This is a genomic window from Mycoplasma zalophidermidis (assembly GCF_018913985.1).
Classification (GTDB): Bacteria; Bacillota_I; Bacilli_A; order Mycoplasmatales; family Metamycoplasmataceae; genus Mycoplasmopsis; species Mycoplasmopsis zalophidermidis.
The window spans coordinates 1-26,558 of the sequence record NZ_JAHMHK010000007.1; the positions used below are offsets into that span (position 1 = coordinate 1).

Sequence of the window (26,558 nt, forward strand, 5' to 3'; positions counted from 1 at the left end):
TGATGGAGTTATATTTGAAGTATCAGGTTTACCAGTACGACCTTGTGTTTGATGTTTAAAGGATTCATTATTTTTGCTATTAAAACAGGATGAGGAAAACATCGTTGTGGCTAAAACGGCAGTTGTGTGTATTGATAGTATAATATTTTTTTTAAGTTTGTTTTTTCTCATACTTTAATTATAAATGTTTATTATTTTTTTAATAGGAACATAGTTAATACATATTATTTGTTTAGTCATAATGATAAATTATTATTAAATCATGATTTTTATTGTTAGATGTGTAAATTGGTAAAAAACAAACTGTTAGTTAAGGACAAAAATTAAATAACTGGTAGCACAAAAATATTTGTATATTATAATTAGAACTGATTATGAAAAAAGCAAACGAACTAGAAGTAACAAGAGTTACAGAGATTAAAAGAAATAGAATTAAACAATCATTTCTACATTTTTCAACGTTATATAGAATCAATAAGCTAGGTTGACAAATTGCTTTGTCAATCGTAATTGGTTTAATATTCGGTGTAATTGAATTCACAATGATTCAAATCACTGGTTTATACCAAATGGGATTGGGGGCACTAGCTCAAGCTTTGGGTCGTTTTACGAGAATATTTAATACCGATAAGACCTTGTTTAATATTCTCTTTTGGTTGGTAAACTTTCTCGGAAATGTCCCCTTATTTGTTTTTGCTTACAAAAAAATAGATAAAAAATTTGCATTATTAAATTTTGCTTATTTAGCTAGCTCAACAATTAGTGGTTTTGCATGTGCTTCTATTCCTGGGGCTGAGCATTGATTTATTTTCTCTGACCCCAATACTTCGTTACCGGCAATAGATGGAGCAGATGTTTTAAAAAATGTTGAAATTATTATTTGAGATACTGCAAATTTGAAAGAATTTTCAATATTCTTTTATGCTATGTTGTTTGGGATTTTGCAAGCTATTTTTAATGCTGTGTTATTAATAACCGGATCGTCTTCAGCAGGTTTTGATATAGTAGCTATCTATATGTCCAAAAAAAAATTCCGTGATATGGGTTCAGTATTTTTATTGATTCATCTTGTATGTTTAATTATTGCTAATTTGTTTGGTACATATATTCCGGCAGGTCACGCAATAACGGGACATGAATATCAAAATTTTAATGTAGGTCCATGAGCAATGCAAAATTTCTTTAGTCCAACTTTTATAGCTGGTGTATTGATGATTTTGGTAAATGCTATCACTTTGAACATATTCTTCCCTAAATTCCAATTAGTAAGGGTTGAAGTTATTTCTTCAAAAGTAAATGAAATACAACAAGCAATTCTTAATTGTAAAGACAAAACATACGCAACAACAATAGTTGATGCGCGTGGTGGATATTCAAATCAAAAACAACAAATTTTGATAACAACCTGTTTATTTATTGATGCTGCTCAATTATTAGATATGATCAGAAACGTTGACGAAAATGCCTTCGTGACTGTATTAGATGTCAAAAAAGTTGATGGACACGTTTACACCGCAAACACAAAACACAAAAAATTATTTAGTTCAAAAGAAAAACGTCAAAAAAGCGACATAGAACTAAATATTAATCAAAATACAACGTTAAATAATTAAAAATCAGTAATTTATTATTATTTATTAGTTTATTTATACATTTTTATTAAAATTAAATTGTTAAAGAAAAAAAGATAGAAAGAGGAAATATGGCAGAAAATGAAAAATCATTAGCAAGTGTCTACCACGTTACTCCTTATAATGGCAAATGGCAAGTAAAAGGTGTAGGCAACACAAGACCAACCAAATTATTTGATACCCAAAAGGAAGCAATTGCTTATGCTAACGAATTAACAAAAAAACGTAATGGTTCTGTGCTTATTCACAGAAAAACTGGCCAAGTTAGAGACAGTATTAGCAATAAAAAGAAAAAATAATTATCAATTTTAATTAACATTCGTTTTAAACATGTAAAAGTCAATAGAAATGCTCTATTGGCTTTTATTATTCGTAAGTTAAATTAGGTTCGTAATAGAATTATTAACATTAAACTAATAATTAAAAATAACAATATTTCTAATTTACGTATAAAATTTAAATAAATGAAAGAGGTTTTATGTCTAATTATAAACTACACTCTAAGTATAAACCCGCAGGTGATCAACCATCAGCAATAAATGAATTAGTTGATAATATTAATAGCGGCGAAAAATTCCAAGTTTTAAAAGGCGTCACAGGTAGCGGAAAAACCTTTACGATTGCTAATGTAATTAAAAATTTTGATCGACCCGTTTTAGTGTTATCTCATAATAAGACTTTAGCCAGCCAGTTATATAGTGAGTTGAAAGGTTTTTTTCCCGAAAACAATGTTGAATATTTTGTTTCTTATTTTGACTATTATCGTCCAGAAGCGTATATTCCTTCATCGGATTCATATATTGAAAAAAATTCTCAAACTAATAAAGAAATTGAAGCAATGAGAATGTCTGCGTATAATTCTCTTTTAACTAATAATAATACAATTGTTGTTGCTTCGGTATCAGCAATTTATGGTGCTCTTAATCCAACAGAATATCGCGAACAAATATTCTTTATCCAGGTTGGAGACAAATATAAAAGAAATGACTTTTTAAAGGAATTAGTGCAAAAAAACTATAATCGAAATGAAGTTGAATTAACATTAGGCAGTTTTAGTTCAAAAGGAGATATAGTTTTTATTAGACCTGCTCACTCATTTGAATTTTTAATAAGAGTTGATTTTTTTGGCGATGAGATAGAAAAGATTTCAACCTGTCACCCTGTTACAAAACAAATATTTGAGACTTATAAAAAGTTTAGAATTTTCCCCGGAGACGCATACACTGTAGGTTCAGAATTAACCAAACAAGTTGTCGAAAAAATTGGAAAAGAACTTGAGGAAAGAATTGAATATTTCAGTAAAAATGGAAAATTATTGGAAGCACAAAGAATAGATGAACGCACAAGAAAAGATATGGATTCATTGAGCGAATTTGGTGTTTGCAATGGTATTGAAAATTATTCAAGATATTTCGATAAACGTGAGGCTGGGGAGCGACCATATACATTGCTCGATTATTTTGCTGATAAAAATCCATTATTAATAATTGATGAAAGCCATATGATGCTTCCTCAATTAAGAGCAATGTATTTAGGCGATAGAAGCCGTAAACAAACTCTTGTTGATTATGGTTTCAGATTGCCAAGTGCTTTAGATAACAGACCTTTAAAATTCGAAGAATTCGAAAACAGTTTTGATTTTCAAACGATTTATATTTCAGCCACACCTGAGGAATATGAATTAAATAAAACATATGGTGTTATTACTCGTTTATATGTTCGTCCAACAGGGTTGTTAGACCCAATCATTGAAGTTAGAAGTAGTCAAAACCAAGTTGAGGATATCTATGACGAACTACAAAAACAAAAATCAAAAAATGAGCGAACATTAATCTTAACAACAACCAAAAGATTAGCGGAAGAATTAACAAGACATTATCTTGAAAAAAACGAAAAAGTTGCTTTTATTCACTCAGAACACAATACTTTTGAAAGAAATAGGATTCTTTTAAAATTGAGAAGAGGTGTCTACGACACAGTAATTGGTATTAATTTATTGCGTGAGGGGATTGATTTACCGGAGGTTAGCTTAATTGTTGTTTTAGATGCTGATAAGGAAGGTTTTTTGCGTGATACAAAGTCCTTAATTCAAATTGCAGGTCGTGCTGCTCGTAATGCTAATGGACGTGTTTTGTTTTATGCTGATAAAGTTTCTAGAAGCATGCAAGAGACTATTGATGATAATCTTGAAAAACGCCAATTGCAAATTGAATACAATAGATTGCATAACATTACGCCTAAAACTATTATCAAAGATATTCCCGACTCACTTTTAGATGATGCTAAGGACGAAGAAATAAGTTTCTTCTTGAGTGATAATAAACGTAAGGTTAATTCAAAACAAGCAAAAATTGATTTAATAAATGAATTAAGAGAAAAAATGAACGAAGCAGCAAAAAATTTGGATTATGAAAAAGCTATTGAAATTAGAGATGTTATTATCGAATTAGAAAATAGTAATTAAAGGAGATGGTTATGTCAACAAAAGAAAACATTACGATTAAAGGTGCTAGAGAAAACAATTTAAAAAACGTTAATTTAGTGCTTCCAAAAAATAAACTAATTGTCTTTACTGGTTTATCGGGTTCAGGTAAATCTTCTTTAGCATTTAATACAATTTATGAAGAAGGTCGAAGAAGATATGTTGATAGTTTAAGTAATTATGCTAGACAATTTCTTGGAGGAACTAATAAACCTGATGTAGACGCAATTGATGGCCTTAGTCCATCAATTGCTATTGAGCAAAAAACTACCCACAATAACCCTCGTTCAACAGTTGGTACTGTTACTGAAATTTATGATTATTTAAGATTATTATTCGCAAGAATTGGTAAACCGTTTTGTCCAAAACACAAAATTGAGATAACTTCGCAAACTAATAAAGATATCTTAGATTCAATTTATTCATTAGATCCTGATTCAAAATTATTCATTTTGGCACCAGTCGTGGAAAACGAAAAAGGAACTCATGTAAATTTAATTGAAAAACTTAAAAAAGAGGGTTTTGTACGCCTAAAAATTGATGGTCAAATTTATGACCTTGATGAAAAAATTGATTTGGATAAAAATTCAAAACATTATATTGATATTGTGGTTGATAGAGTTGTTTTAACCGAAGAAAATAGAGCCAGAATTGCTGAAGCAATATCTGTTGCCGCTGATTATGGAAAAGGATTAGTTAAGGTTGAATCAACAGATGGTTACAGTAAGGTTTTTTCAAAATTACACTCCTGTTTTTACAAAGATTTTGAAATGCCGAAGATTGAGCCAAGATTATTCTCTTTTAACTCACCGGCCGGGGCTTGTGATCAATGTAAGGGCTTAGGCGTTGATTTGCGAGCAAGTTTCGAAGCGCTAGTGCCTGAACCTTGAAGAAGCATTAATGAAGGTGGCATTAAGATTTATGAAAATACAGTTAATACTCAAAATCTTGAATGACAAGAATTTGATATTTTGTTAGATCATTATCAAATTGATAAAACAATCCCAATTGAGGATTTATCCAAAGAAGAATTAGACATAATTAAATACGGTGCTGATGAAGAATTAGAATATGTATTAACTTCCACTTCTGGAAACCGAATAAGAAGAACTAAACGCATTGAAGGTATTTTAAATACTGTGGAACGTAAATATATGGAAACAGCATCTCAAGCAGTGAGAGATTGATTAAAAAAATATATGGGTTCATATCCATGTTCACGTTGCAATTATTCACGTTTAAATAAATATGCTTTAGCTGTACAAATCAATGGTATGAACATTGACGATTTTGCCAGACAATCAATCGAAGAGGCCTTATTTACAATTGAAAACATCGAATTACAGGATACCGAAGTTCAAATTTCTTCACTGATTATTACAGAGCTAATAAATAGACTAACATTTTTGCAAAATGTAGGTTTAAGTTATTTAAGTTTAAATCGTAGTGCTGAAACACTATCTGGTGGCGAAAGTCAACGTATTAAATTAGCAACGCAAGTCGGTTCTAATTTGACTGGTGTTTTATATGTACTAGATGAACCATCGATTGGACTTCATCAAAAAGATAATGAAAGACTAATTAATACATTGAAAAACATGGTCGAAATCGGTAACACTTTAATTGTTGTAGAACATGATGAAGACACCATTAGAGCTGCAGAACATTTGGTGGATATTGGACCGTTGGCGGGAGCACAAGGTGGAAATATTGTTGCACAAGGAAGCTTAGAAGATATTAAAAATTGTCCAGAATCACTGACTGGACAGTATTTAAGTGGTAAACTCTCTATTGATGTACCAAAATCTCGTCGTTCTGGAAATGGTCAGGTTGTAACAATTTATGGTGCTAAGGAAAATAATCTTAAAGATATTGATGTTAAATTTCCGCTTGGCAAATTTATTGCTGTCACAGGTATGAGCGGATCGGGAAAAAGCACATTAGTAAATGAGATTTTCGTAAAAGGAATACAAAGAGTTGTCAATAAAAGTACCGATAAATTGGGTAAATTTAAGTCAATTAATAATATTCAAGCTATTGATAAAGTTGTTCCAATTTCTCAAAGCCCAATTGGGCGAACTCCTCGTTCAACCCCGGCAACACATATTTCAGTTTTCGATGATATTAGAGATCTTTTCGCTTCAACTACTGAAGCTAAATCAAGAGGTTATACAAAATCTAATTTTAGTTTTAATGTCCCGGGCGGACGATGTGAAAAATGTAGTGGAGATGGTGTAATAAAAATTGAAATGCATTTTCTTCCTGACGTTTATATTGCTTGTGATGACTGTGACGGCAAACGTTATACACTTGAAACACTTGAAATCAAATATCGTGGAAAAAACATATCAGATGTATTGAATATGAGTGTTGATGAAGCTCACGATTTCTTTGCAAATCGTTCAAAAATTAAAGAAAAATTAGCAGTAATTCAATCAATTGGTCTGGGTTATATTAAATTAGGTCAGCCTTCAACAACACTGAGTGGAGGCGAGGCGCAAAGAGTCAAATTGGCAACTTACTTACAGAAAAAACCAACCGGAAAGACTGTCTATGTACTTGATGAACCAACAACTGGTTTGCACCCACACGATGTTAAAAAATTATTAGATGTCTTAAACAAAATTGTTGATGGCAGTGATACAGTTATTGTTATTGAACATAATTTAGATGTCATTAAATGTGCTGATTACATCATTGATTTAGGGCCAGAGGGTGGTGTCAATGGAGGCAAAATAGTTGCTTCAGGCACTCCTGAACAAGTTGCTCAATGTGAACAGAGTTTTACCGGCCAGTACTTAAAAAAATACTTAAAATAACGGATTTCCGTTTTTTTATTGCATTTATAACAATATCTGAGAAAATATTCTGTATTTTTATATATAATTCTAAATATGAATTTAAAAAGAAAATTAATCCTTTACATTTTGGTTGCGATTATGACAATATTTTTAGTAGTCGCCTCATTTATAATGCTTTGATTAGATGTGGCAAAAGTTTGATCAGCAATATTTACATCGCTACTGATTTTAGGCTCGGTATTGACTGGCACTTTTATTGTGTTATCAATTAAAACTTTTATTTCTAACCAATCATCAATAAAATCTTCATATAGTAAATTTGTTGATGAAATAATGGTTCATAATCAAGTAGGTACAATAATTTACGATATGAGCGGCAATATAATCCAAACAAGTGAGTTTATTCGCACTCGCTTTGGCAAACATTTAGTAGGTTTAAAATTACATAAATTTTTCGAATCGATTTTTGTTAATTTTTCCGAAAAGAAAAGAGAATATGAATTTAAACACGAAAACTCGTATTACGTAGCTTCTGTGTTTCCTTTGAATAACTATGTTTCGATTAGAGATAATTCTCTTGAAAAAAGAAGCATGCAGATTTACAGTCAAGAACAAGCAGTAGTCGGCGAACTTGAAATTGATAATTACTGACTATATCAATCAATTCTTTCTGAGGAACAGCTATACAACCTCAATAAAAGCGTTATTACAGTTCTAGACAATTTAGTTCAAACATATAATTTGATTTATCGTCAATACAATACTAATGGGAAATTTTTACTTGTTACAAACAAAATTTCACTAGATAAGATGATAGAGGCTAAGTTCGAATTCTTTGATAAATTACACCAAGTTCTTAAAACCGATAACAATAACATTGTAGTTTCAGTTTCAGCCGGTTTTGCATATGGGGCCAATGAATATCAAACTAAAATAGATTTAGCAAAAAGCGCCTTATTACAGGCACAAGGACGTGGTGGTGATCAAGTTGTTGTTTTATCTCCATATGATCATCCAATTTACTTTGGTTCAACAACAGAAATTCTACCTAGCGTTGATAGAACTAGAATTCGAAACCTAACTGGTTTAGTAGAACAAAGATTACTCAATCCAAAATTAGATAAGGTAATTATCTATGGACATGCCGTGGCAGATTTAGATGCGATTGGTTCAGCGATGGGGGTTTTAGCTTTATGCAAAACATATGGTAAACAAGTATATATATGTTCTGCCACACAAGACTCTACAACTAAAAAAGTCTTACAACAATATTGAGAAAACATTGGAGACAATTTTATTAAACCTCAGGTTGCAAATAAAATTTCTGACGAGAATACAATTGTCTTCTTTGTGGATAATGCTCATCCTACACGTACGGACAATCCAGAAGCAATAAAAAATGTCAAGTCGGAAAATATCTTCATTTTAGATCATCACAGAATGAAGTTATCAATTGATTTTGCACCAAAAGAAAACAGAGTTATTGCAACTTCAGCTTCATCGGCCAGTGAATTGGTTACCGAGATGTTAATTTTTTCAAAACGCAAAGTGGTTGTTGATTTAATTACTGCTCAAATGTTATTAAACGGAATTTGTTTGGATACATTACAATTCCAAAAACACGCAACATCTAAAACTTTTGAGGCAGCAAGTTGATTGGAAACCAGAGGAGCGAATTCAACAGTAGCGGCTAATGCATTAAAAATAGATGCTGAAACTTATGCCAAGGTAAATAAAATGCTGGAATCGTTGGAAGAAGTGAAAGAAGGATTTTTCCTTGCATATGCTGACGTTCCAATGTCAGACGATTTAATTTCTATTACGGCAGAAGAAATTTTAAGAATCGATGGCCGGAGAGCAAGTTTTGTTGTAGCTCGACAAGAAAAAGGCGATAAATACAAATTATCAGCTCGTGGCATTGACACAAATGTTCAAATAATTTGTGAAGGTGTCGGTGGTGGTGGAGGTTTTGCAGCAGCAGCAGCAGTTTCTACTGATGACCTAGAAACATTTATAGATAATATTAAACAAGCGATTGTGAGTGTGAAATAATGAAAATAATACTATTAAAAGATTGTAAAGATGGTAAAGCTAATACCATTATTGAAGTATCAGATGGCTATGGGGCTAACTTTTTGGTTGCCAAAGGTTTTGGGGTTCCATACAACGAAAAAACTAAATACCAATTAGATAAACGTCTTAAAGATATGACTAATGACGAAATGGAAATTCGTGCTAAGGCTCTTGAATTGAAGCAACAATTAGAAAATGATAAATTAACTTACCAGTTAGATGCTTTAATTGATGCCCACGGAAATTTAATCGTGCATAAATCAATTTCTACTAAAGATATCAACAGAGATTTAGTTAAAAAAGGCTACAAACTTGATAAATATTCAGTGCAAAAAGTTCATATTGTGTCAAACGGTTTACATGAAATTGATATAATTTTATACAAGGATATTGTAGCTAAATTTAAAGTAGAGGTACAAGTCAATGTTAAATAAACCAGAAAATTCGTCCGGTAACTCAATTCACATTAATGTTCTGTATGAGAAAAATATTTTAGGAGTAGTGCTTTCGGATAATAAATACGCCGACAATGTTATTCCTTACTTATTGGAAGAAGATTTTGCAGTCGTTGAACACAAACGACTTTTTATCGTATTGTCTCATTTGTATAAAAACAATATCAGTATTAACAACCAACAAATACTTGAATTAGCTAAAAAAACTAATGAAACATTAGTAACACCAATGCTATTAACTGAAGTTTATGCCTCGGCAGGTTTGCCTTCTAATATCCAAAATTATTTAGAAGAATTAATCAAATTAACGAAATTAAGAACTATTCAAGCAAGAATTAGCGAAATGCAAAATCAACTTAACAGATTAGACCATAATTTAGATGAAAATTCGTTAATTAACCAAATTCAAAAATTGTTAATGGATGTTGATCGAGCTAAAGATGGTGAAGACTTTTTAACTGCGAAATCAGTCAGTGATGAATATTATGATGAGTTAAACACTTTAAAAAATGCTGACCCAAACTCTATCAGGGGAATTCCAACTGGCTTTAAAGACATTGATGTTGCCACTCAAGGTCTACATGGATCGGAATTACTGATTTTAGCTGCCAGACCCGGTATTGGTAAAACAGCCTTAGCATTAAATATTGCAGTCAATGTTGCTAGGTCAAAAAATAAAGTTACTAAACGCAATCGTCGTGTTGCATTCTTCAGTCTGGAAATGTCCCCTAAACAACTAATGGGTAGAATTTATTCATTTATGTCTGGTGTGGATCAGTACAAACTTAAAAAACCACAATTATTAACTGACGATGAGATTTTAAAAATTAATGCAACTAAAAATAATTGGATTGACCGTTTAAATCTTTTTATTGATAATACTTACGAAAACGAACTGCAAACTCTTTTATGAAAATGTCGTCGTTTGCATAAAGTAGAACCAATTGATTTAATCGTAGTTGACTATTTACAATTAATTTCATCAACTACAAAAGGTCGTGGTGGGGAAAATAGACAACTGGAAATTACTAGAATCTCAAGAAGTCTAAAAACACTATCCCTTGAGTTAAATGTACCAATTTTAGTATTGTCTCAATTAAACCGTCAAACCGAAACGCGTGAAGACAAAAGACCTATGCTAGCTGACCTTCGTGAATCGGGTTCTATTGAAAATGATGCCGATATTGTAATGTTTTTATACCGTGAAAACTACTATAATTCAAAAAATAAAGATATAGAAGTCGAAAACGAAAGCAAAAATATCGGTGAAGTTACTGAATTAATTTTAGCAAAACACCGTAATGGCCAAACGGGTAAAATTGGTCTAAGATTTTTACCACATATTGGTAAATTTACCGACATAAATTTTTACGATGAGTTTAAAGAAATAGAAGGTGATAATTAATGGATAGACTCAGTATCATACTAATTCCAATATTAGTATTCTTACTACTTTGTAGTTCAATTTTTAGCAGTTGTGAAACTGCATACTCAACATTGAATCCGGGCAAACTTGAAACAATGATTGATAAAAAAGAATTTGGTTCAAAATTAATCAAGAAACAATATAAATTTTTTAACCGTATGTTAGGTTTAATTCTAATATGTAATAACTTAGTTAATATTGCTCTTTCAGCAGCTGTTTCATACTTACTTTCGAAAAACTTAAACGCTTCTGTTGAGCAATATTCGGCCCTAATTTCAACTGCTGTTTTAACCCCTATTATTGTTATTATTGGTGAAATATTACCAAAATTAATTGCTAAAGCGTATCCAGAAAAAGTTGCTAAAACATTCTGTTATGTTTTGGAAGTACTGTACTGAGTATTTTTCCCAATTTGTTGATTAATCGGTAGGATTAGTAAAAGTATTTATATCACAAACACTGAACAAGATGTTAAAAATCTTTTAGATGTAGCTCACACTGAAGGTGTTTTAGAAGCTAATGAAAGCATCATGGCGCAAAACGCTTTGGATTTAGACACAACCAAAATTAGAAAACATTATATTAAGATTAAAGATATGTCTTATCTACCGTATAATGCAACAATTGCGCAAGCGCAAGAAATGTTTAAAAAGACAAACTATTCAAGACTGCCAATTGAAAAAGATGGTCAATTCCTAGGTATTGTTTTATTAAAGGATATCTTCTTCCTAAAAAAAGGTAAAGTCATAACATATATGAAATCTGTACCAACTATCAGTGCTAATTCAACCTTAGCTTCAGCACTGGAGAGATTAAGATTTGAACGGGCGCAAATGGCATTTGTCACAAATAATATGTCTTCGAGTGAAATCTTGGGAATAATCACTATTGAGGATATTCTTGAAGAAATTGTAGGTGAAATATATGATGAATATGATGAGGATGAATTAAACGAATTCTTCGAAATCAGTCTTGAATTATTCCATGTTTCTGGTGGTGTTAAAATGAAACAAGTACTAAAACAAATGAATTTAGAATTAGAATTATCAGATATGGAATTGAACTCAACATTAGAAAAATGAGCAAAAACCAAACACACAGAAAAATTAAATAAAAACACCAAATTTGAAGTAGATGGTGTCTCATTTAAAGTGTTAACATCGCCGACAACCAAACAAAAACATTATCGTTTCGAAATCGAAATCGGAACACAGGCGCCTGTTAATATCGAACCAACAATGGAAATATAATAATATTGGGCAGTCCCAATATTTTTTTATATTATCTGCTTATATAACTAGAACAGACTGTACAACAAGAAAACATAATTGTTAGAAGTTTGATGCTAAATAAACAACTTCTCATGACATTAATAAAGAAATGAAATAATTAAAACATTGCAGCATCAAAATTTATTTATATGAGAAAAGTTGTTTTGAGTCTTTTTTTCTTGTATTTAACCTTATGTAATTTAGTTTTATCAGAACATGAAAAAACTATTGATTATAGTGCTTAATAAAAAATACGTTAATTTAATCAATATTAACTATGAAAATTAGACCAAAATAATTTTATTGTTTATATATGGTTTCGATATTTACGAGTTAATTACAAATGTATTTTTATAAATTAATTATTATATTAATTAATTCATTCATAATTTAGTTTTTTAATTAATTGAAAATAAGAGTTTTCTTTTTATTGTGAAAATTAGGATAAACTTCTATTTTTATCACTCAAAAAATATTCTCTTTATTATCTAATGAATTTCCAATTCTGGAAAAGAAACTATTCAATTTTAACAGATATAAGATTTACATATTCAATTGATGAATATTGACAACTGCAATCTTAATAGATAATAAAATTATTTGATAAATTTGTTTCAGATTTTGTAATGGGCGTGTGATACGCAGATTTTTCATTTTAAAATATAAATATCCACTTAATATTTACAGTGAACCATATTTTTTGAATTTCATGATTTATTCAATTAAGTTTTTACTATCGCTTCTTTTCAAAATTTTCTACAAAAGATATTAGTTATCGAAAATTCTAGTTAATTTCTCTATTTATTTACTAAATCATTTCTTTGAATCTCGAACAAAAAAATTAAGTTTGTTATATTACTATTTTTGTTTAAATTAAGTTAATCAAAACTAAAAGTGAATTTTCAAATGATTTATTAACCTTTTAATTGCTTAAATATTAGAGTATTTATATTTCTTTTTTTATTTCATTAAATGATTTTTAGCTTCTGTAACTAGATATTTGTTTTAGTTTAAATGTATAATTAATAAAAATATAAATTTGAAAGGAAAATTAATGAATAATAGTAAAAATTTCAATCTCTATTTAATGGATGGAGATGTTACAGGAACAATAAAATGTACACTGGCAAATTGGACTGGTTTAGTATATAAGGTGCCAAGATCATATCTTGATAAGTGCCGGGATAGAAAAGATTTGAAACAAAGTGGAGTTTATTTTCTATTTGGTAAAGATGAATCCTGCGAAGACGCAGTATATATTGGACAAGCCGGTAATAGAAAAAATGGTGAAGGTGTCTTATTAAGAGTAATTGAACATTTAAAAGATGACTTCTACTTCAGTGATGCAGTAATGCTTACAACACAAAATAATTCATTCGGGCCGACTGAAATATGTTATCTAGAAAATAGATTTACTAATATGGCAATCTCAACTGATAGAATAAATGTTAAAAACAGTAATGATCCTAATCCTGGAAATGTTACAGAAGAAAAAGAATCTGAATTAGAGGATTTTATTTATTATTCGAAAATGGTGCTTGGGGTCTTAGGTTATAAAGTATTTGTTCCTTTGGTTAAAAAAGCGGAAGAAGAGAAGCCAATCATTGAAACTCAGGAATTAATGTTATATCTATCAAGAAAAAGTAAAAAGTCTAATAATATAATTGAGGCTAGATGCATTAGAACAAATGAAGGATTTGTCGTGCTTAAAGACAGTATGATTGAGGTTATTGACTCTAATTCAATCCCTAAATCTATAAAGGTAATTAGGGAAAATTGTAGAAAAAATAACGAGATAATAAATGGTAAACTTACAAAAAATTATCTTTTTAATAGCCCCTCTTATGCTGCATCTTTTGTTTTGGGAATGAACACTAATGGTCAAACTGATTGAAAGAATGCAGACGGAAGAGTATTGAAGGAACTAGAATAACTTAAAATATAGTTAATACACAAATTTTATCAAAATGTTTGTTAGTAACAAAATGAAAAAAATTATTTTTCTTATATTAATAAATTATTTAAAAGCGTATAAACATATTTAATGATAAATAATTTATTAACTCTTTAATTACTTAACTATTAGAGTATTTGTATTTCTTTTTTAATTCATTTGAATTGTTTGTGATTGTTTGTATAATGTAAAAACAATGATGAATGACAATGAAAAAAATTTAATAATAGATTATTTAAAAGAGTACATTTCGAATATAAAATCTAAAATCACTAAAAACAGAAAATTATTTAATATTAACTCGTTTTCTCAATTAGATAAAACCGGCTTAGAATTTGGAAAATTAGAGCGTAGGTTGCTTTTATATGAAACTTTAGAGAATGAAAAAATATACATTCAATATCCTGGAAAAGAAACAAAATTTACTGGTGATAAAGCCAGACCTTGAGATTTCAGACCTAAACTTTTGAATTTAAATGGTGAAGCCATGGATGATTTGGCCTTCCCGGAAATATGAAATGATTTAGAAAATTTATTAAGAAATAAGAGTCACGGTATTTTAGCTCAAATTGCAGCCTTATTTTACAGAACTGCCTTATTGTATGATTCTATTTTAGTTCATGAAAAAGTGAAGGTGGAAACAATAGATGTCATTAATAATTCAATTAAGAATGTTGCATACATTGATTTCGATTGGTATAAAGTAAATATTGACAATAAAATTTGAGAAACTCTAAATAATTCTATTGGTCACATAAGAGGTTTTTCATTCGAGGCGTATTTGCTATATAACGATTTATTAGCCCAAAACGAAGATTGTAAATATTTTTATCGAGCAGAAAGCGTCAAAAATGAGCCTTGAAAAGAAAATAATGGAAGATTAAATACTTTTAAAACCCATATATCAATTATTGGCTATTTAAATAAAAAAATCAAATTTTATGAATTAATGCAAAAGTTTCAAAGAGGAAATGGGTTAGCAGTTCCCACCCAAAATGAAATTGAATTAATTACTGAAGGAATAATAAAAAAGAAAGGTGATTAAATTATGAAAGTAGTCGAATTGTTTGCTGGTGTTGGAGGATTCAGAATCGGTCTTGAAAAGTCTTCACCCAAATTTTTTAATACAATTTGAGCTAATCAGTGAGAACCTTCCAAAAAGAACCAATCTGCTTTTAATTGTTATGTAGATAATTTTAAGAACAAGGCTAATTGTATTAACTTTGATATCGCTGAAGTAAAATATGATGTCCCTGACCATGATTTGCTGTGTGGTGGTTTTCCTTGTCAAGATTATAGTGTTGCTAGTGGCAATAAAGCTGCTGGCATCGTTGGAAAAAAAGGTGTTTTATGATGGGAAATTAGAGATATCATCCAAACTAAAAAACCGAAATTAGTTCTTCTGGAAAATGTTGATAGATTAATTAAAATGCCCGTGAAACAAAGAGGTAGGGATTTCGGTATTATTCTTAAGTGTTTTAGAGATTTGGGATATTGTGTTGAATGAAGGGTTGTAAATGCAGCTGATTATGGATTCCCACAAAAAAGAAAAAGAATCTTTATTGTTGCGTACAGAACAGATTTAGATTTTTATAAAGAAAATATTTCGCAAGATGATTGCGAAAACTATTTGAACTTTAATACGGTTTTGAATAATGCTTTCCAATCTGTATCTGAAGGTAAAGTATATTCAACTAGTTTATCTGATTATGGAGATATTTATGAAGTTTCTGATAAGTTCAGTTTCGATTATTTTCAAAATTCGGGAATTTTAATTAATGACACTATTTACACGCAGCGAGTTAAGGCAGTTTATAAAGGAAAACAGCTAATTTTACGTGATATATTAGAATCTGATGTTGATAATAAATATTATTTAGATGATGAAAAAGTTGAAAAATTTAAATATTTTAAATCAAGTAAAAAAATATTAAGATTTAAGCCAAATGGTGACGAATATTATTATTCCGAGGGGGCGATGTCATTCCCAGATAATTTAGATTTACCGGCCAGAACTATGTTAACTACTGAATCCAATGTAAGTCGTACTTCTCATATAATTCTTGATCCACAAACAAATAAATATAGAACTTTAACCCCGGTTGAAGCAGAAAGAATTAATGGTTTTCCTGATAATTGAACAATTAAAGCAAACACTGAAAAATTTCGCTATTTTTTAATGGGAAATGCCTTAGTTGTCGGATTGATAGAATTAATAGGTGATTCAATTAAAAAAATATTCAAAAATTCATAACAATAATCTAAATAAATAATAGAAAAATAAAAATTAACATTTTGCTCAATAAAGGTGTTATTTTTTTTAATTTAATGAAATTCTGTTTATTTTGTGTATAAATGCTTTGCTGTAAACAGCTTTATTATCGTATGGTAAAATTTAATAAAGAAAATAAAAATATTAAGGTGTAATATGAGCAATTTTAATTATGATACTGAAAAAGAATTTCAGAAAGATTTAACTGAACATTTGACTAAGTATGGCAACTGAAAAGTTTTTGGAACCAATACAAGCGATTCAATTCCATGTAGAATGAACAACGTCGATGAAGATCAAATTTGAAACAACTGACGTAAAATTCTAAATCAAATGAATAAAGATAAATTGGGGGAATACCCAATTACTGATGAAGAATTTAAAGAGTTAAAACGAAAAGTTGATATATATACTAAAACGGTTTCAAAAGCAAATGAATCATTAAGAGAAGGTTTGATTTCAATAAACAGAACTGATGAAAGAAGCGAAGATTATCAAAAAGATGTATATCTTAGATTCTTTCCGCATGGCAAAGTAAATCCAGCAGACAATATTTATCAGGTAGCTACTGAGGTTAATATTGAGAGAAAAAATGAAAAAAGACTTGATGTCGTTTTATTGATTAATGGTGTTCCTTTATATCACATTGAATTAAAACGCTCGGCTAGTCGTTTTAGCAAGGCAAGAGATCAAATAAAAACTTATTTCCGTAACGGTATTTATCAAGGGTTATTTGGGTTTGTTCAAGTTTTGGTTGCTATGACCCCGAATAAAATGAGTTATTGACCGAACGCCACTAAATTTAACATGTTTGAGAAAAACATTGAAAACAGAATGTCTTGAACGAATTTTGACAATTTGCCAATCGATGATTGAGAAACAATCTGCAATCAATTTTTAAGTATTCCAGCAGCACATAAATTAATTCAAGATTATAGCATTGCTAACAATGAAGATGATGAATTATTGTTATTGAGAAGTTATCAATTCCATGCGGTTGAATCAATTATGCAAAAATTTGACAAATCTTCGGCCGAAGATATTTGAAAAACCGGCGATGGTAGTCAGGCAATTAAAGGTGGTTACGTTTGACACACTACCGGTTCAGGTAAAACATTAACAAGTTTCAAAACAGCAAGATTATTATTAGACTACAATTACGCTAATAAGGTTATATTTGTTGTCGACAGAGTAGCTTTAAATAACCAAACACAAAACGAATTTAACAGATTTGAAAATAGAAAAAGCGAGCAAGAAAGTTGTGTTTTAGTTCCTAAAAATTCAAAAGAATTAGGTGATAAACTTCTTAAAACCGATATAAGTAAACAAATTATTGTGACAACCATTAATAAACTTAGTGAAGTTGTTTCTGATAAAAAAGATAAGGTTAGATTTTCTAAATTGGCCGATGAGAAATTTGTCTTCATTTTTGATGAAGCACATAGATCTGTCTCGGGCCAAAGATATGCGGAAATTATTAATTTCTTTAAAAATTCAGTAGTTATTGGTTTTACCGGAACACCTATTTTTAGTAGTAATTCGAAAAATAATTTAACAACTAGAGATATTTTTGGGGGTAACGAACCAATCCATACTTATACGATCGCAAACGGAATTAAAGATGGTAAGGTTCTGAAATTCTCAATTGATTATATTACGCTTGATAAACCATTAATCTACACAAAATGATTAGAACAATCAGGTTACAGTGCCGTGACCAAAGAGTCAATTGAATATTTTTCAAAAAATAATTTAGATATTATAAAAACATTTGATGCTGAAACCAATCCTAAGTTTTCTTCAGAATGAAGAACAATCAAGATGATGATTGATGATAAATCAAAAGACAACGATGAATATATTGAAATTGAGAAAAAATTGAAAGACAAAAAAGCATTTAGCAATGCCTTCTATCAAAATAGTGTTGCTAAGTTCATTATCGAGGATTGATATAATCGTAGCTCTAGAAGAAATTTTAGTGGATTATTTGCGACCTCAAGTATTGAAGATGCGATTAACTATTTTGAATTATTTCACAAAATTATTGATAATGATACAACTGGCAAGTATAAAGATTTAAAAATTACGGCCATTTTTGATGATTCGATTGCTTCAGATGACGGTTATGTTAATGAATCAAAAAAAATATTGGGCGTTGATAGTATTATAGATAGATATAACACTGATTTTAATACTAATTTCTCCCCTTTTCAATACAGTAGTGAGTTCAAAAACGACGTTTTATTAAGGCTAGCTCACAAAGGTCAATATAATAGCCTAAATAAAGAGCGTGGAGTCAATCCTGAAAAAGACTCAGAAAAGTTAGATATCGTCATTGTTGTTTCGCAACTTTTAACTGGGTATGATTCAAAATACATAAATACTGTTTACTACGATAAAGAACAGTCGATGGAATCGTTGATTCAATCAATATCTAGAACAAATCGTATTTTAAATGACCCAAGCTATGAGAAAAAATTATTTGGAAACATTGTTTTTATTAAATCTCCATGTCAAATGTACAAAAATATTAGAGAAGCATTTCTAGCATACGCTCATGCTGATAAGTTTGAATTAGTGGAAGTTAAAACATCTGAAGAGTTAATTGAAGAACAACTTAATTTATTTAATAAAATCAATCATACTCTAAATGAAATTTCAACCATTAATAATGATGGTTATATTGTTTTTAACATGTATGAGGACGAGACAGAAAAATTCATATTTAAACATAAATTCAGTTCTTTTATCAGCGATTTGACAAAGTTGATTAATAATGATAAAGCAATGTCAATTAAAAACACCATGAGTACTTTAGCACCTGAATGGGACGATAAAATAGAAAAAATCAAAAAAATTTCAAATTTTATTCCAATTCTGAGAAACGCCGTACGCGATATTGATATTACTGAAATATTAGAAATAAACAGCGATTCAACCGAAAAAGATGTTGAAGAACAAATATTTATTGAATTAGAAGAAGTTAGCTATGTGGGGAAAAATGATTTTATCGGCCCTGAATGAATCGCTAAATTTAACTCTCTTGTTAGAGAAGGTTCGGGTGATGGCAGTCATAAGATTTGAGATGAAATTAATACAATGGTAACTAATAATTTCCCTCGTAAAGATTTGCCTATCATCAACGAAGTTTTAGATGAATACAAAAACGATGCAACTATTCTCGATCTTGATTTACCTTATGATCGCATTCTATTTAGAAAACAAAAGTCAGAAGAAAATAAAGTTATTAGTTTAGCTCAAAATTATAATGTGGATGTGGAAGCGGTAAAAATGCTTTACTTGCGTAAAGAGGAACCATCAGCCATGTGTGGTGTTGAACTGCTGTTTAAAGATTATGAGATTTCCTCATCAACGAAAGAATATTTGGAAAAAAATAATAAAACTAAACATATCGGACGATGAATAAAAAGACAAGTAATTAATTCATTTACAAATGAATTAACCGCCTTAAGAGAAAATAAAAAAAGCAGTGACTAATAAGCCACTGATGTGGGTTTGCATTAAATTAAATAAGACTTGATATCGATCTCATTACTAGGTCGATATCTTTGTTTTCTAGTTCGTTTATAACATGTAAATAGACACGTTCTGTCGTGTTCATACTTGCGTGACCTAGTCTTTTAGCAACGGAAGCTATAGAAACGCCAGCATATAAAAGTATTGATGCATGCGTATGTCTTAATCCGTGGATAGAAATAACTGGTATATTAGCCTTTCTGCAACGACGTTCAAGTATGTCATTAACAGTTGAGTTAAATATTTTTTTACCTTTTACAAAAAATGGTTCATCTTCAGGCAAATCTTTTATTAGCATTGCTAATTGAGATGTTGTCAATCAATCGAGCTGAACTTTTCTAATTGATGATTTATTTTTCGTAGGTGCAAAGCCTTCATTATCTTTGTAATTTCATGTTTTTGAGACATTTAATATTTGCTTATTAAAATCGAAGTCAGCTGGTGTTAGTGCCAGTGCTTCTGAAAATCTTAGACCTGTTTTGGCAATTAACAATATCAATCAATCAAAATTGATTTGATTTTTTAATTTTAAATTCTTAATTAATAGTTGCAATTCAAATTGACTAAGAAATTTAGGCTTCTTATTTCTTGAGGGGGCGCAGCCTTTAATAACAACTTTTCTAGTTGGGTCACTTTCGATTAATCCTTCATCAAAAGCATCTAACAGGCAGCTTTTTAAATGATGGTGAAAATCCATTGTGGTTTGACGTTCGTGGTGTTCAGCATATTCATTTAATATAGTTTGGTAGTTAGCTCTATTTAAGTCGGATAATTTCATTTCCGGGCAAATTTTAATAATTCAATCCAATGTTGTTAAATATTTATTGAAGCTAATTTTACGTATAGAGCCTTTTTTATAGATGTGTATTCAATTTTGAAAATATTTGTACAAAGAAATTTCATTTTTCTTCATTATTGTCCTTTCTAAACCCACACAAATATCATACTTTTCAATTAAAATTATCAGAAAAACATCAAAAATTTACAAACGATTGAGAACAGAGAAAAGTGGGAGATTTAGTATCAGAAGTTAAGAAATCTTTATTGTTAATTAATAATATTAAAAATAAGGGAAAATATCCAGTTTATAGTGCTGGAAGGTTCTTCGGATTTAATGATAAGTTCTCAACTAACTTCGATTCGGTCTTAATTTCCGTTGATGGAAGTGTCGGCAATATAATGTATTTATTTAAAAAATCATGATTCATTTCAACAAATAATGCGCTTTTTGCTTCAAAACAAGTCACCACATGATTTTTATACTATATTTTAAAGGGTGTTGAATTTAGAAATCTTTGAACAGGTTCCACAATTCCTCATTTATATTTCAATACGTATAAAAACATAAACAGAAAAATAACATCTCTATCAGAACAAACATCAATTACTAATTTTATGAATATATTAAATAAAAATATATCACTTCTTCAGTGTAAGTGTATTTTTGAAAGTTTTATAATTTTCGGACTCGGATTTTCATATTTCGGCATTAAAAATACCGTGACTATTGCTTAAAAACACAAACGATTGAGAACAGAGAAAAGTGGGAGATATTTACTCTTTTGCCTCTGAAGGCGGAACGCCTTCGACATCAGTTTTAAACTACTATAAAAACGGAAATATTCCATTCGTAAAGATTCATGATTTGAAGAATAAATACGTTTTTGACACTGATAACCACATAACAAATCAAGCAATTAAGTCATCGTCAGCCTGAATTATACCTGCGAATAATTTACTTCTTTCTAATGGTGCAACAATTGGTAAAGTATCAATAAATAAGGTTAATTTAGCCACCAAACAAGGTATTTTGGGGTTTGTGTTAAAAACCGATTACAGTTGTGAACTCTTTTATTTACTATTTAATACTCATTATTTCCAAATAATGACTAAAAAATTAACAGTAACAACGACAATTCCTACGCTTACATTGAAAACTATTGATAAAATTAATTTATTTATTCCAATTAAAAATAAAGAAACTAAAAAAATAATTGATGTTTTTAGGGATATTGATTTATATATATCACTTCTTCAGTGTAAGTGTATTTTTGAAAGTTTTATAATTTTCGGACTCGGATTTTAATATTTCGGCATTAAATATATAGTAATCACCGCTTAAAAACACAAACGATTGAGAACAGAGAAAAGTGGGGGAAGTTTTAAAATATTTGAGACCTGATAAATTCATAATAACTGATGAAAACATTATTTTAACTGGAAAAATACCGGTATTGACCGCGAACAAATCTAATTTATTGGGATATAGTAATAAATCAAATTTTTTTTCTAAAGAATGTATTCTGTTTGACGATTTTACAATGTCGAATAAATATATAAATTTTCCATTTTTAGTTAAATCAAGTGCGATTAAAATATTAATATCAAATTCTAAAGAAAACTCACTATTCATGATTTACAAAATTTTTTCTAAATTAAAAAGCGATATTACGGAACATAAACGGCATTACATCCAAGAAACGCAATTTATTAAAATTTTATTACCGTGCGCAAATGAGGATAAAATGTTGAAACGCTTTTGCTTATTATTTGATAGAGCAATATCACTTCTTCAGTGATAGCTTTTAGAACATACAAGATAATATAAAACTTTGTTTTGAATGTCTAATTAAACTTTATTAAAAAAAAGATCTAACACTTTTAGTTAAATCTTTAATAATTTTTAGGCAAACATCTTTTCTAAAAGGGTATTTTTGATGTTTTCAAGCTTTTCTAACTTACGCTGAAGAAGTGATATACAACTATTTATTATTAAATAGAACGATGCTATTCTTGTTTGTTCATTCACACTAGGTATTTTAATAAATATAGTATCGTTTTTATTGAAACTAAAAATTTCCCTAACTCCAGAAGTGCTACTTTTTTTAATTATATGTTTAAAATTATCGGTTTTTAAATACTCCGCAAAAAAATTATTATTAATTAATTTTGTTGTTTGAAAAGTTTCATAAATATTGCTAATTAAGCCGTTTTCGGAAAATGGATAATAACTTATTGATCCTACATTGATTCTTGACGGATTAAACGCAAACGACTCAGCTGTTATAACTTTTGAATTTTTTTTATTTCCATTAACAGCTGAACCACCATTGATGAAATACTCTTTTTGAGAAACGAAACCGAACTTATTCGATATCGAATAACTAATTAGACTCTTATTTTTATTATTTTTTATTGAATACGTAGTTAAGAGTTCTGTTGAATTTTTCTGTTCTCAAGCGTTTGTAAAACCCTTGAATCTAATCTCTGGATAAGGATTATTTTGCGAGGCAAACATCTTTTCTAAAAGGGTATTTTTGATGTTTTCAAGCTTTTCTAACTTACGCTGAAGAAGTGATATTGTATTGTCAAGTTTTGATAATAAATGGCTAATTAAATTATTCTCCTTTTCATTTGCAATTATTATTTTATGTTTTAAAATGATCTGTTTATTTAAATTAGATTGAACTCCATTTGATACAACCTTATTTCATACATTATTAATGTTTAAATTTAATAATCTATAATATAAGAATTCAGCATTTGGTGTTTCTAATGCTAAAATGGCCTGATTTATGTGTGTTTCTATGGTATTTATAGCAACCTTACCGTATGAAGCATACATTGCAATCATTAAATTATTAGGTTTTAATAGATTTAAATTACACGAATTTACTGCAATTTGAGTAATTTTTTTTGAAGTTTTGTACAAATACTTGTTAGCGAAACTAATATCGTTTATTGTTGAAAAATTTTTATCCCCATTATAAAATTCTTTTATATTTGTGTTGGGTGTTGAACCACTAAAAGAAGACAATATACAATCTAGCAACTCTTTACGTTCTCAAGCGTTTGTAAAACCCTTGAATCTAATCTCTGGAACTAACTTATTTTTCATTATTTCCGCCTAGTAAATCAATTAATTCATTGATAGCTATTGTGTCATAGTCATCAGCTACTAAATCACCAAGCATAGTAGCTAATTCACGTTCGCTTTGTTTTAATTCGTTGTCAATTTGGGCTAATGTTTGAGAATATTTCTTAGCCAATTTCTCAAGTTTTGAAATTTGTTCATTAATAATTTCATGTCCCTTTTCTAAGATTGAACTTGAAAGGTTGGCGCTTCATTTGATATGTAATAAATCGATGAATATTTCAGAATTAATATTTTTTATTTTTTGTTCAAGTTTAGAATTAAAATCGGCTTGCGCAATTTTTAGTTCATCTTTTGATTTTTTAAGATTTTGTTTTAAATCTCTTAATTCATTAATTTGGTCGTCATCTAGATTATTTTTAGAATCTTTATCCGGAACTAATTCTTTGATTGCGGAGTTATTCTCATCGATATTAGCTTCTAATTCTTCTATACGGTCGATTTCATCTGGCAGATAAGTTTTCTCGATAGTCTTAGAAGCAGTAAATAAACTTGTATATCATTGAGAACCGTCAAAGTCAATATTGGATAAAATATGGTATAGGTCAGATTTTATATCACGGAATGATGAAATTGCCTCTTGGTATAACTCATATTTATCCAGCATTGATATTTGAGAAATATTTTCGAAGAAAAAGCTGTCAAAATTTTCTTCTAACACTTCAACATCAATATCTTTAATTTGGTTCAAACTTCCAATATTTTCTTTTAGGAATGAATGCAGTTTGTCTACTACGTTTTGGTATTTCGATATATATTCTTTAGTATCTTTATGCTCAAGGATTATTTCGCCAATTTTATCAGTATCTTTAAATTCCGAATAATCACCATTAACTTCATTCAAAATTAAAGGTTTAATGTTGGGTAGCGAAGTTCAAAGATTTTTGAAAGCTGCTAATTCTTTATTCGGAATTCCGCCATGCAATGAAGCGTATAAATCATGAAAATCGGTTTTTTCAAATGTGTCAATGTATCTTGAAATGTTTAAATTAAAGTCATTTTCTTTAATTTCGTCGAATTTGACAATTCTAGAGAATTTTTCAATATCTTCTTTAGCGACATATGCGTCAACAATTTTACGTATGTGTGATATTTCCATTCTATTTGTTGAAGAATATTTACTAAATAATTTTGAAGCATCAATAAATTGGATATCTCTATTAGGTTTATTTTTTCTTAAGACCATTATTATTGTTGCGATTCCAGTTCTAAAAAATATACCAGCTGGTAAACCAATTATTGAGTCTATATAACCTTTTTCAATAAGTTTTTTACGTATTTGACCTTCGCTGCCGCCTCTAAATAAAACGCCATGAGGCAAGACGATTGTCATTATTCCATTCTCTTCCAAATGGTATAAACTATGCAATAAAAAGGCATAATCGGCTTTTGATTTTGGGGCGATACCATATTCTATGAATCGAGGGTCGTTTTTGGCGTCGTCTGCATCTCATTTTAAAGAATATGGAGGGTTAGATACGACCGCATCTACAGATTTTAATTCATATGTTGATTCGTCTCTAGCATTTGTAAAGAAAGGTCAATCACGTTTTAAAGTGTCAGCGTTACGAGCAAATATATCAACACTATTAATTCCATGCATTATTAAGTTCATTCTCGTAATAGTAAAAGTTGAATTAACTTTTTCTTGTGCATAATAAGTTACATTATTTTGTTTTTTAGAGTATTTAGCAAACATATCACCAATCGTAATTAAAAGTGAACCAGAACCAGATGTGGGGTCATATACTGAAATTGATTCGCGGTCTTTTAAATGACGCGCAACAATCTCAGACATTAATTGTGAAACTTCATGAGGAGTATAGTATTCACCGCCTTTTTTACCCGCTTCACCAGCAAATTGTTCAACCATATATTGATAAACAAAACCTAAAACATCGAAATCTTGTTTGCCAGTAGGAATTTCCTTAATTACATTTAATAGCATTTTCAGCTTTTCACTTTGATCGCGCGGATTTTGACCTAATTTACTCAATTCTGTTTCATAGACATTGAAAATGCCTTCAAATAAAACTCTTATTTCCTCTTTTTCAGATAAATTAGAGTTAAAAGATTTGATAGAATCACTAATCAATTCGACACCGAATTTAGTTTCTTCATTAATTCAATTATGGAATAAGTATTTTGGTTTAATGTAGTAACCCAATAAATTTTTAGAACCATCTATTAACTGTTGTAATGATTCTTTACTTATTTCGAACTCATCAATTAGTCCTGTCTCTTCGTTAATATTTGATTCATCTATTAGTTGTATTTCTTCAGGTGTTAGTGGTTCGTTAATTGAACCTAATTCTTTATTGAAATAGTCAACTTGCTTTTCGCTTAAAAACTTATAAAAAATCATTGCAAGTAAAAAGTTTTTGTGGTCATTTTGTTCTAATGAACCTCTCATGTTTGTCGCTGAATTTCATAAGTGTTTAGCTAATTCTTCTTTATTAATTTTGTTATTCATGTATACCTCTTTTTATATTTCAATTTTACTAAAACTTACAATCTTCACGAGTTTAATATGAAAATTATTTAATACACAATAATAACTTATATTAAATAAGATGAAAACATATTGAACTAATGTTAATTTATAAGAATTTATTACGAAATATAGTCACTATATTTTGCAATTTAACGTAAATTTAGCTAGCGCATATTTGTTAAATAAGGACAATGAAATTGAATTAAATAATCAAAATTTTTAACGAAA

Annotated in this window: 18 protein-coding genes; 15 read left to right on the forward strand and 3 right to left on the reverse strand. The window is 29.5% G+C overall.

Features of this window, described 5'->3' with window-relative positions; translation table 4 throughout:
- The first annotated feature begins 374 nt into the window (after positions 1-374).
- The 12 genes from KQ878_RS03390 to KQ878_RS04460 all read left to right on the forward strand — a co-directional run bounded on the left by KQ878_RS03390 (position 375) and on the right by KQ878_RS04460 (position 19,863).
- Entirely contained in the window at positions 375-1,613 is a 1,239-nt protein-coding gene (locus tag KQ878_RS03390) for a YitT family protein (protein ID WP_216505656.1), read from the forward strand.
- Between the two features lie 89 nt (positions 1,614-1,702).
- The gene (locus tag KQ878_RS03395) at positions 1,703-1,930 is read left to right on the forward strand and encodes a DUF2188 domain-containing protein (RefSeq protein ID WP_216505655.1); all 228 of its coding nucleotides are present in this window, start codon (positions 1,703-1,705) and stop codon (positions 1,928-1,930) included.
- Between the two features lie 179 nt (positions 1,931-2,109).
- Positions 2,110-4,095, forward strand: coding sequence for an excinuclease ABC subunit UvrB (uvrB, locus tag KQ878_RS03400; RefSeq protein ID WP_216567939.1), 1,986 nt, complete (start codon positions 2,110-2,112; stop codon positions 4,093-4,095).
- A gap of 11 nt (positions 4,096-4,106) precedes the next feature.
- Complete coding sequence (uvrA, locus tag KQ878_RS03405) at positions 4,107-6,932, forward strand: excinuclease ABC subunit UvrA (protein ID WP_216567940.1); 2,826 nt, start codon at positions 4,107-4,109, stop codon at positions 6,930-6,932.
- Positions 6,933-7,007: 75 nt separating this feature from the next.
- Positions 7,008-8,966, forward strand: a complete 1,959-nt coding sequence (locus tag KQ878_RS04455) for a GGDEF domain-containing protein (protein WP_216567941.1) — start codon at positions 7,008-7,010, stop codon at positions 8,964-8,966.
- The gene (gene rplI, locus KQ878_RS03415; RefSeq protein ID WP_216505651.1) at positions 8,966-9,421 is read left to right on the forward strand and encodes a 50S ribosomal protein L9; all 456 of its coding nucleotides are present in this window, start codon (positions 8,966-8,968) and stop codon (positions 9,419-9,421) included. The genes KQ878_RS04455 and rplI overlap by 1 nt, the downstream gene beginning before the upstream one ends.
- Entirely contained in the window at positions 9,411-10,847 is a 1,437-nt protein-coding gene (locus tag KQ878_RS03420) for a replicative DNA helicase (RefSeq protein WP_216505650.1), read from the forward strand. The genes rplI and KQ878_RS03420 overlap by 11 nt, the downstream gene beginning before the upstream one ends.
- A complete protein-coding gene (locus tag KQ878_RS03425; RefSeq protein ID WP_216567942.1) occupies positions 10,847-12,118 on the forward strand; it encodes a hemolysin family protein in 1,272 nt (423 codons plus the stop codon). Before KQ878_RS03420 ends, KQ878_RS03425 begins: the two co-directional genes overlap by 1 nt.
- Positions 12,119-13,193: 1,075 nt before the next feature.
- Complete coding sequence (locus tag KQ878_RS03430) at positions 13,194-14,072, forward strand: GIY-YIG nuclease family protein (protein WP_216567943.1); 879 nt, start codon at positions 13,194-13,196, stop codon at positions 14,070-14,072.
- Positions 14,073-14,289: 217 nt separating this feature from the next.
- The gene (locus KQ878_RS03435) at positions 14,290-15,138 is read left to right on the forward strand and encodes a hypothetical protein (protein WP_216567944.1); all 849 of its coding nucleotides are present in this window, start codon (positions 14,290-14,292) and stop codon (positions 15,136-15,138) included.
- A gap of 3 nt (positions 15,139-15,141) precedes the next feature.
- Complete coding sequence (gene dcm, locus KQ878_RS03440) at positions 15,142-16,347, forward strand: DNA (cytosine-5-)-methyltransferase (RefSeq protein ID WP_216567945.1); 1,206 nt, start codon at positions 15,142-15,144, stop codon at positions 16,345-16,347.
- Between the two features lie 174 nt (positions 16,348-16,521).
- Complete coding sequence (locus KQ878_RS04460) at positions 16,522-19,863, forward strand: DEAD/DEAH box helicase family protein (protein ID WP_216567946.1); 3,342 nt, start codon at positions 16,522-16,524, stop codon at positions 19,861-19,863.
- A 28-nt stretch (positions 19,864-19,891) separates the two neighbouring features.
- Here KQ878_RS04460 and KQ878_RS03450 read toward each other — a convergent pair whose 3' ends face one another.
- Positions 19,892-20,680 (reverse strand): site-specific integrase, encoded by a 789-nt coding sequence (locus KQ878_RS03450; RefSeq protein ID WP_373422576.1) that lies wholly within the window; start codon positions 20,678-20,680, stop codon positions 19,892-19,894.
- Between the two features lie 230 nt (positions 20,681-20,910).
- On the opposite strand from KQ878_RS03450, the gene KQ878_RS03455 reads away from it, so the two are divergent.
- The 3 genes from KQ878_RS03455 to KQ878_RS03465 all read left to right on the forward strand — a co-directional run bounded on the left by KQ878_RS03455 (position 20,911) and on the right by KQ878_RS03465 (position 22,484).
- Positions 20,911-21,417 (forward strand): restriction endonuclease subunit S, encoded by a 507-nt coding sequence (locus KQ878_RS03455; RefSeq protein ID WP_216567948.1) that lies wholly within the window; start codon positions 20,911-20,913, stop codon positions 21,415-21,417.
- Complete coding sequence (locus KQ878_RS03460) at positions 21,410-21,988, forward strand: restriction endonuclease subunit S (RefSeq protein ID WP_216567949.1); 579 nt, start codon at positions 21,410-21,412, stop codon at positions 21,986-21,988. Before KQ878_RS03455 ends, KQ878_RS03460 begins: the two co-directional genes overlap by 8 nt.
- A gap of 64 nt (positions 21,989-22,052) precedes the next feature.
- A complete protein-coding gene (locus KQ878_RS03465; protein ID WP_216567950.1) occupies positions 22,053-22,484 on the forward strand; it encodes a restriction endonuclease subunit S domain-containing protein in 432 nt (143 codons plus the stop codon).
- Positions 22,485-22,585: 101 nt separating this feature from the next.
- Here KQ878_RS03465 and KQ878_RS03470 read toward each other — a convergent pair whose 3' ends face one another.
- Positions 22,586-23,800 (reverse strand): restriction endonuclease subunit S, encoded by a 1,215-nt coding sequence (locus tag KQ878_RS03470; RefSeq protein WP_216567951.1) that lies wholly within the window; start codon positions 23,798-23,800, stop codon positions 22,586-22,588.
- The gene (locus tag KQ878_RS04465; protein WP_216567952.1) at positions 23,790-26,309 is read right to left on the reverse strand and encodes a type I restriction-modification system subunit M; all 2,520 of its coding nucleotides are present in this window, start codon (positions 26,307-26,309) and stop codon (positions 23,790-23,792) included. Before KQ878_RS04465 ends, KQ878_RS03470 begins: the two co-directional genes overlap by 11 nt.
- Positions 26,310-26,558 lie beyond the last annotated feature (249 nt).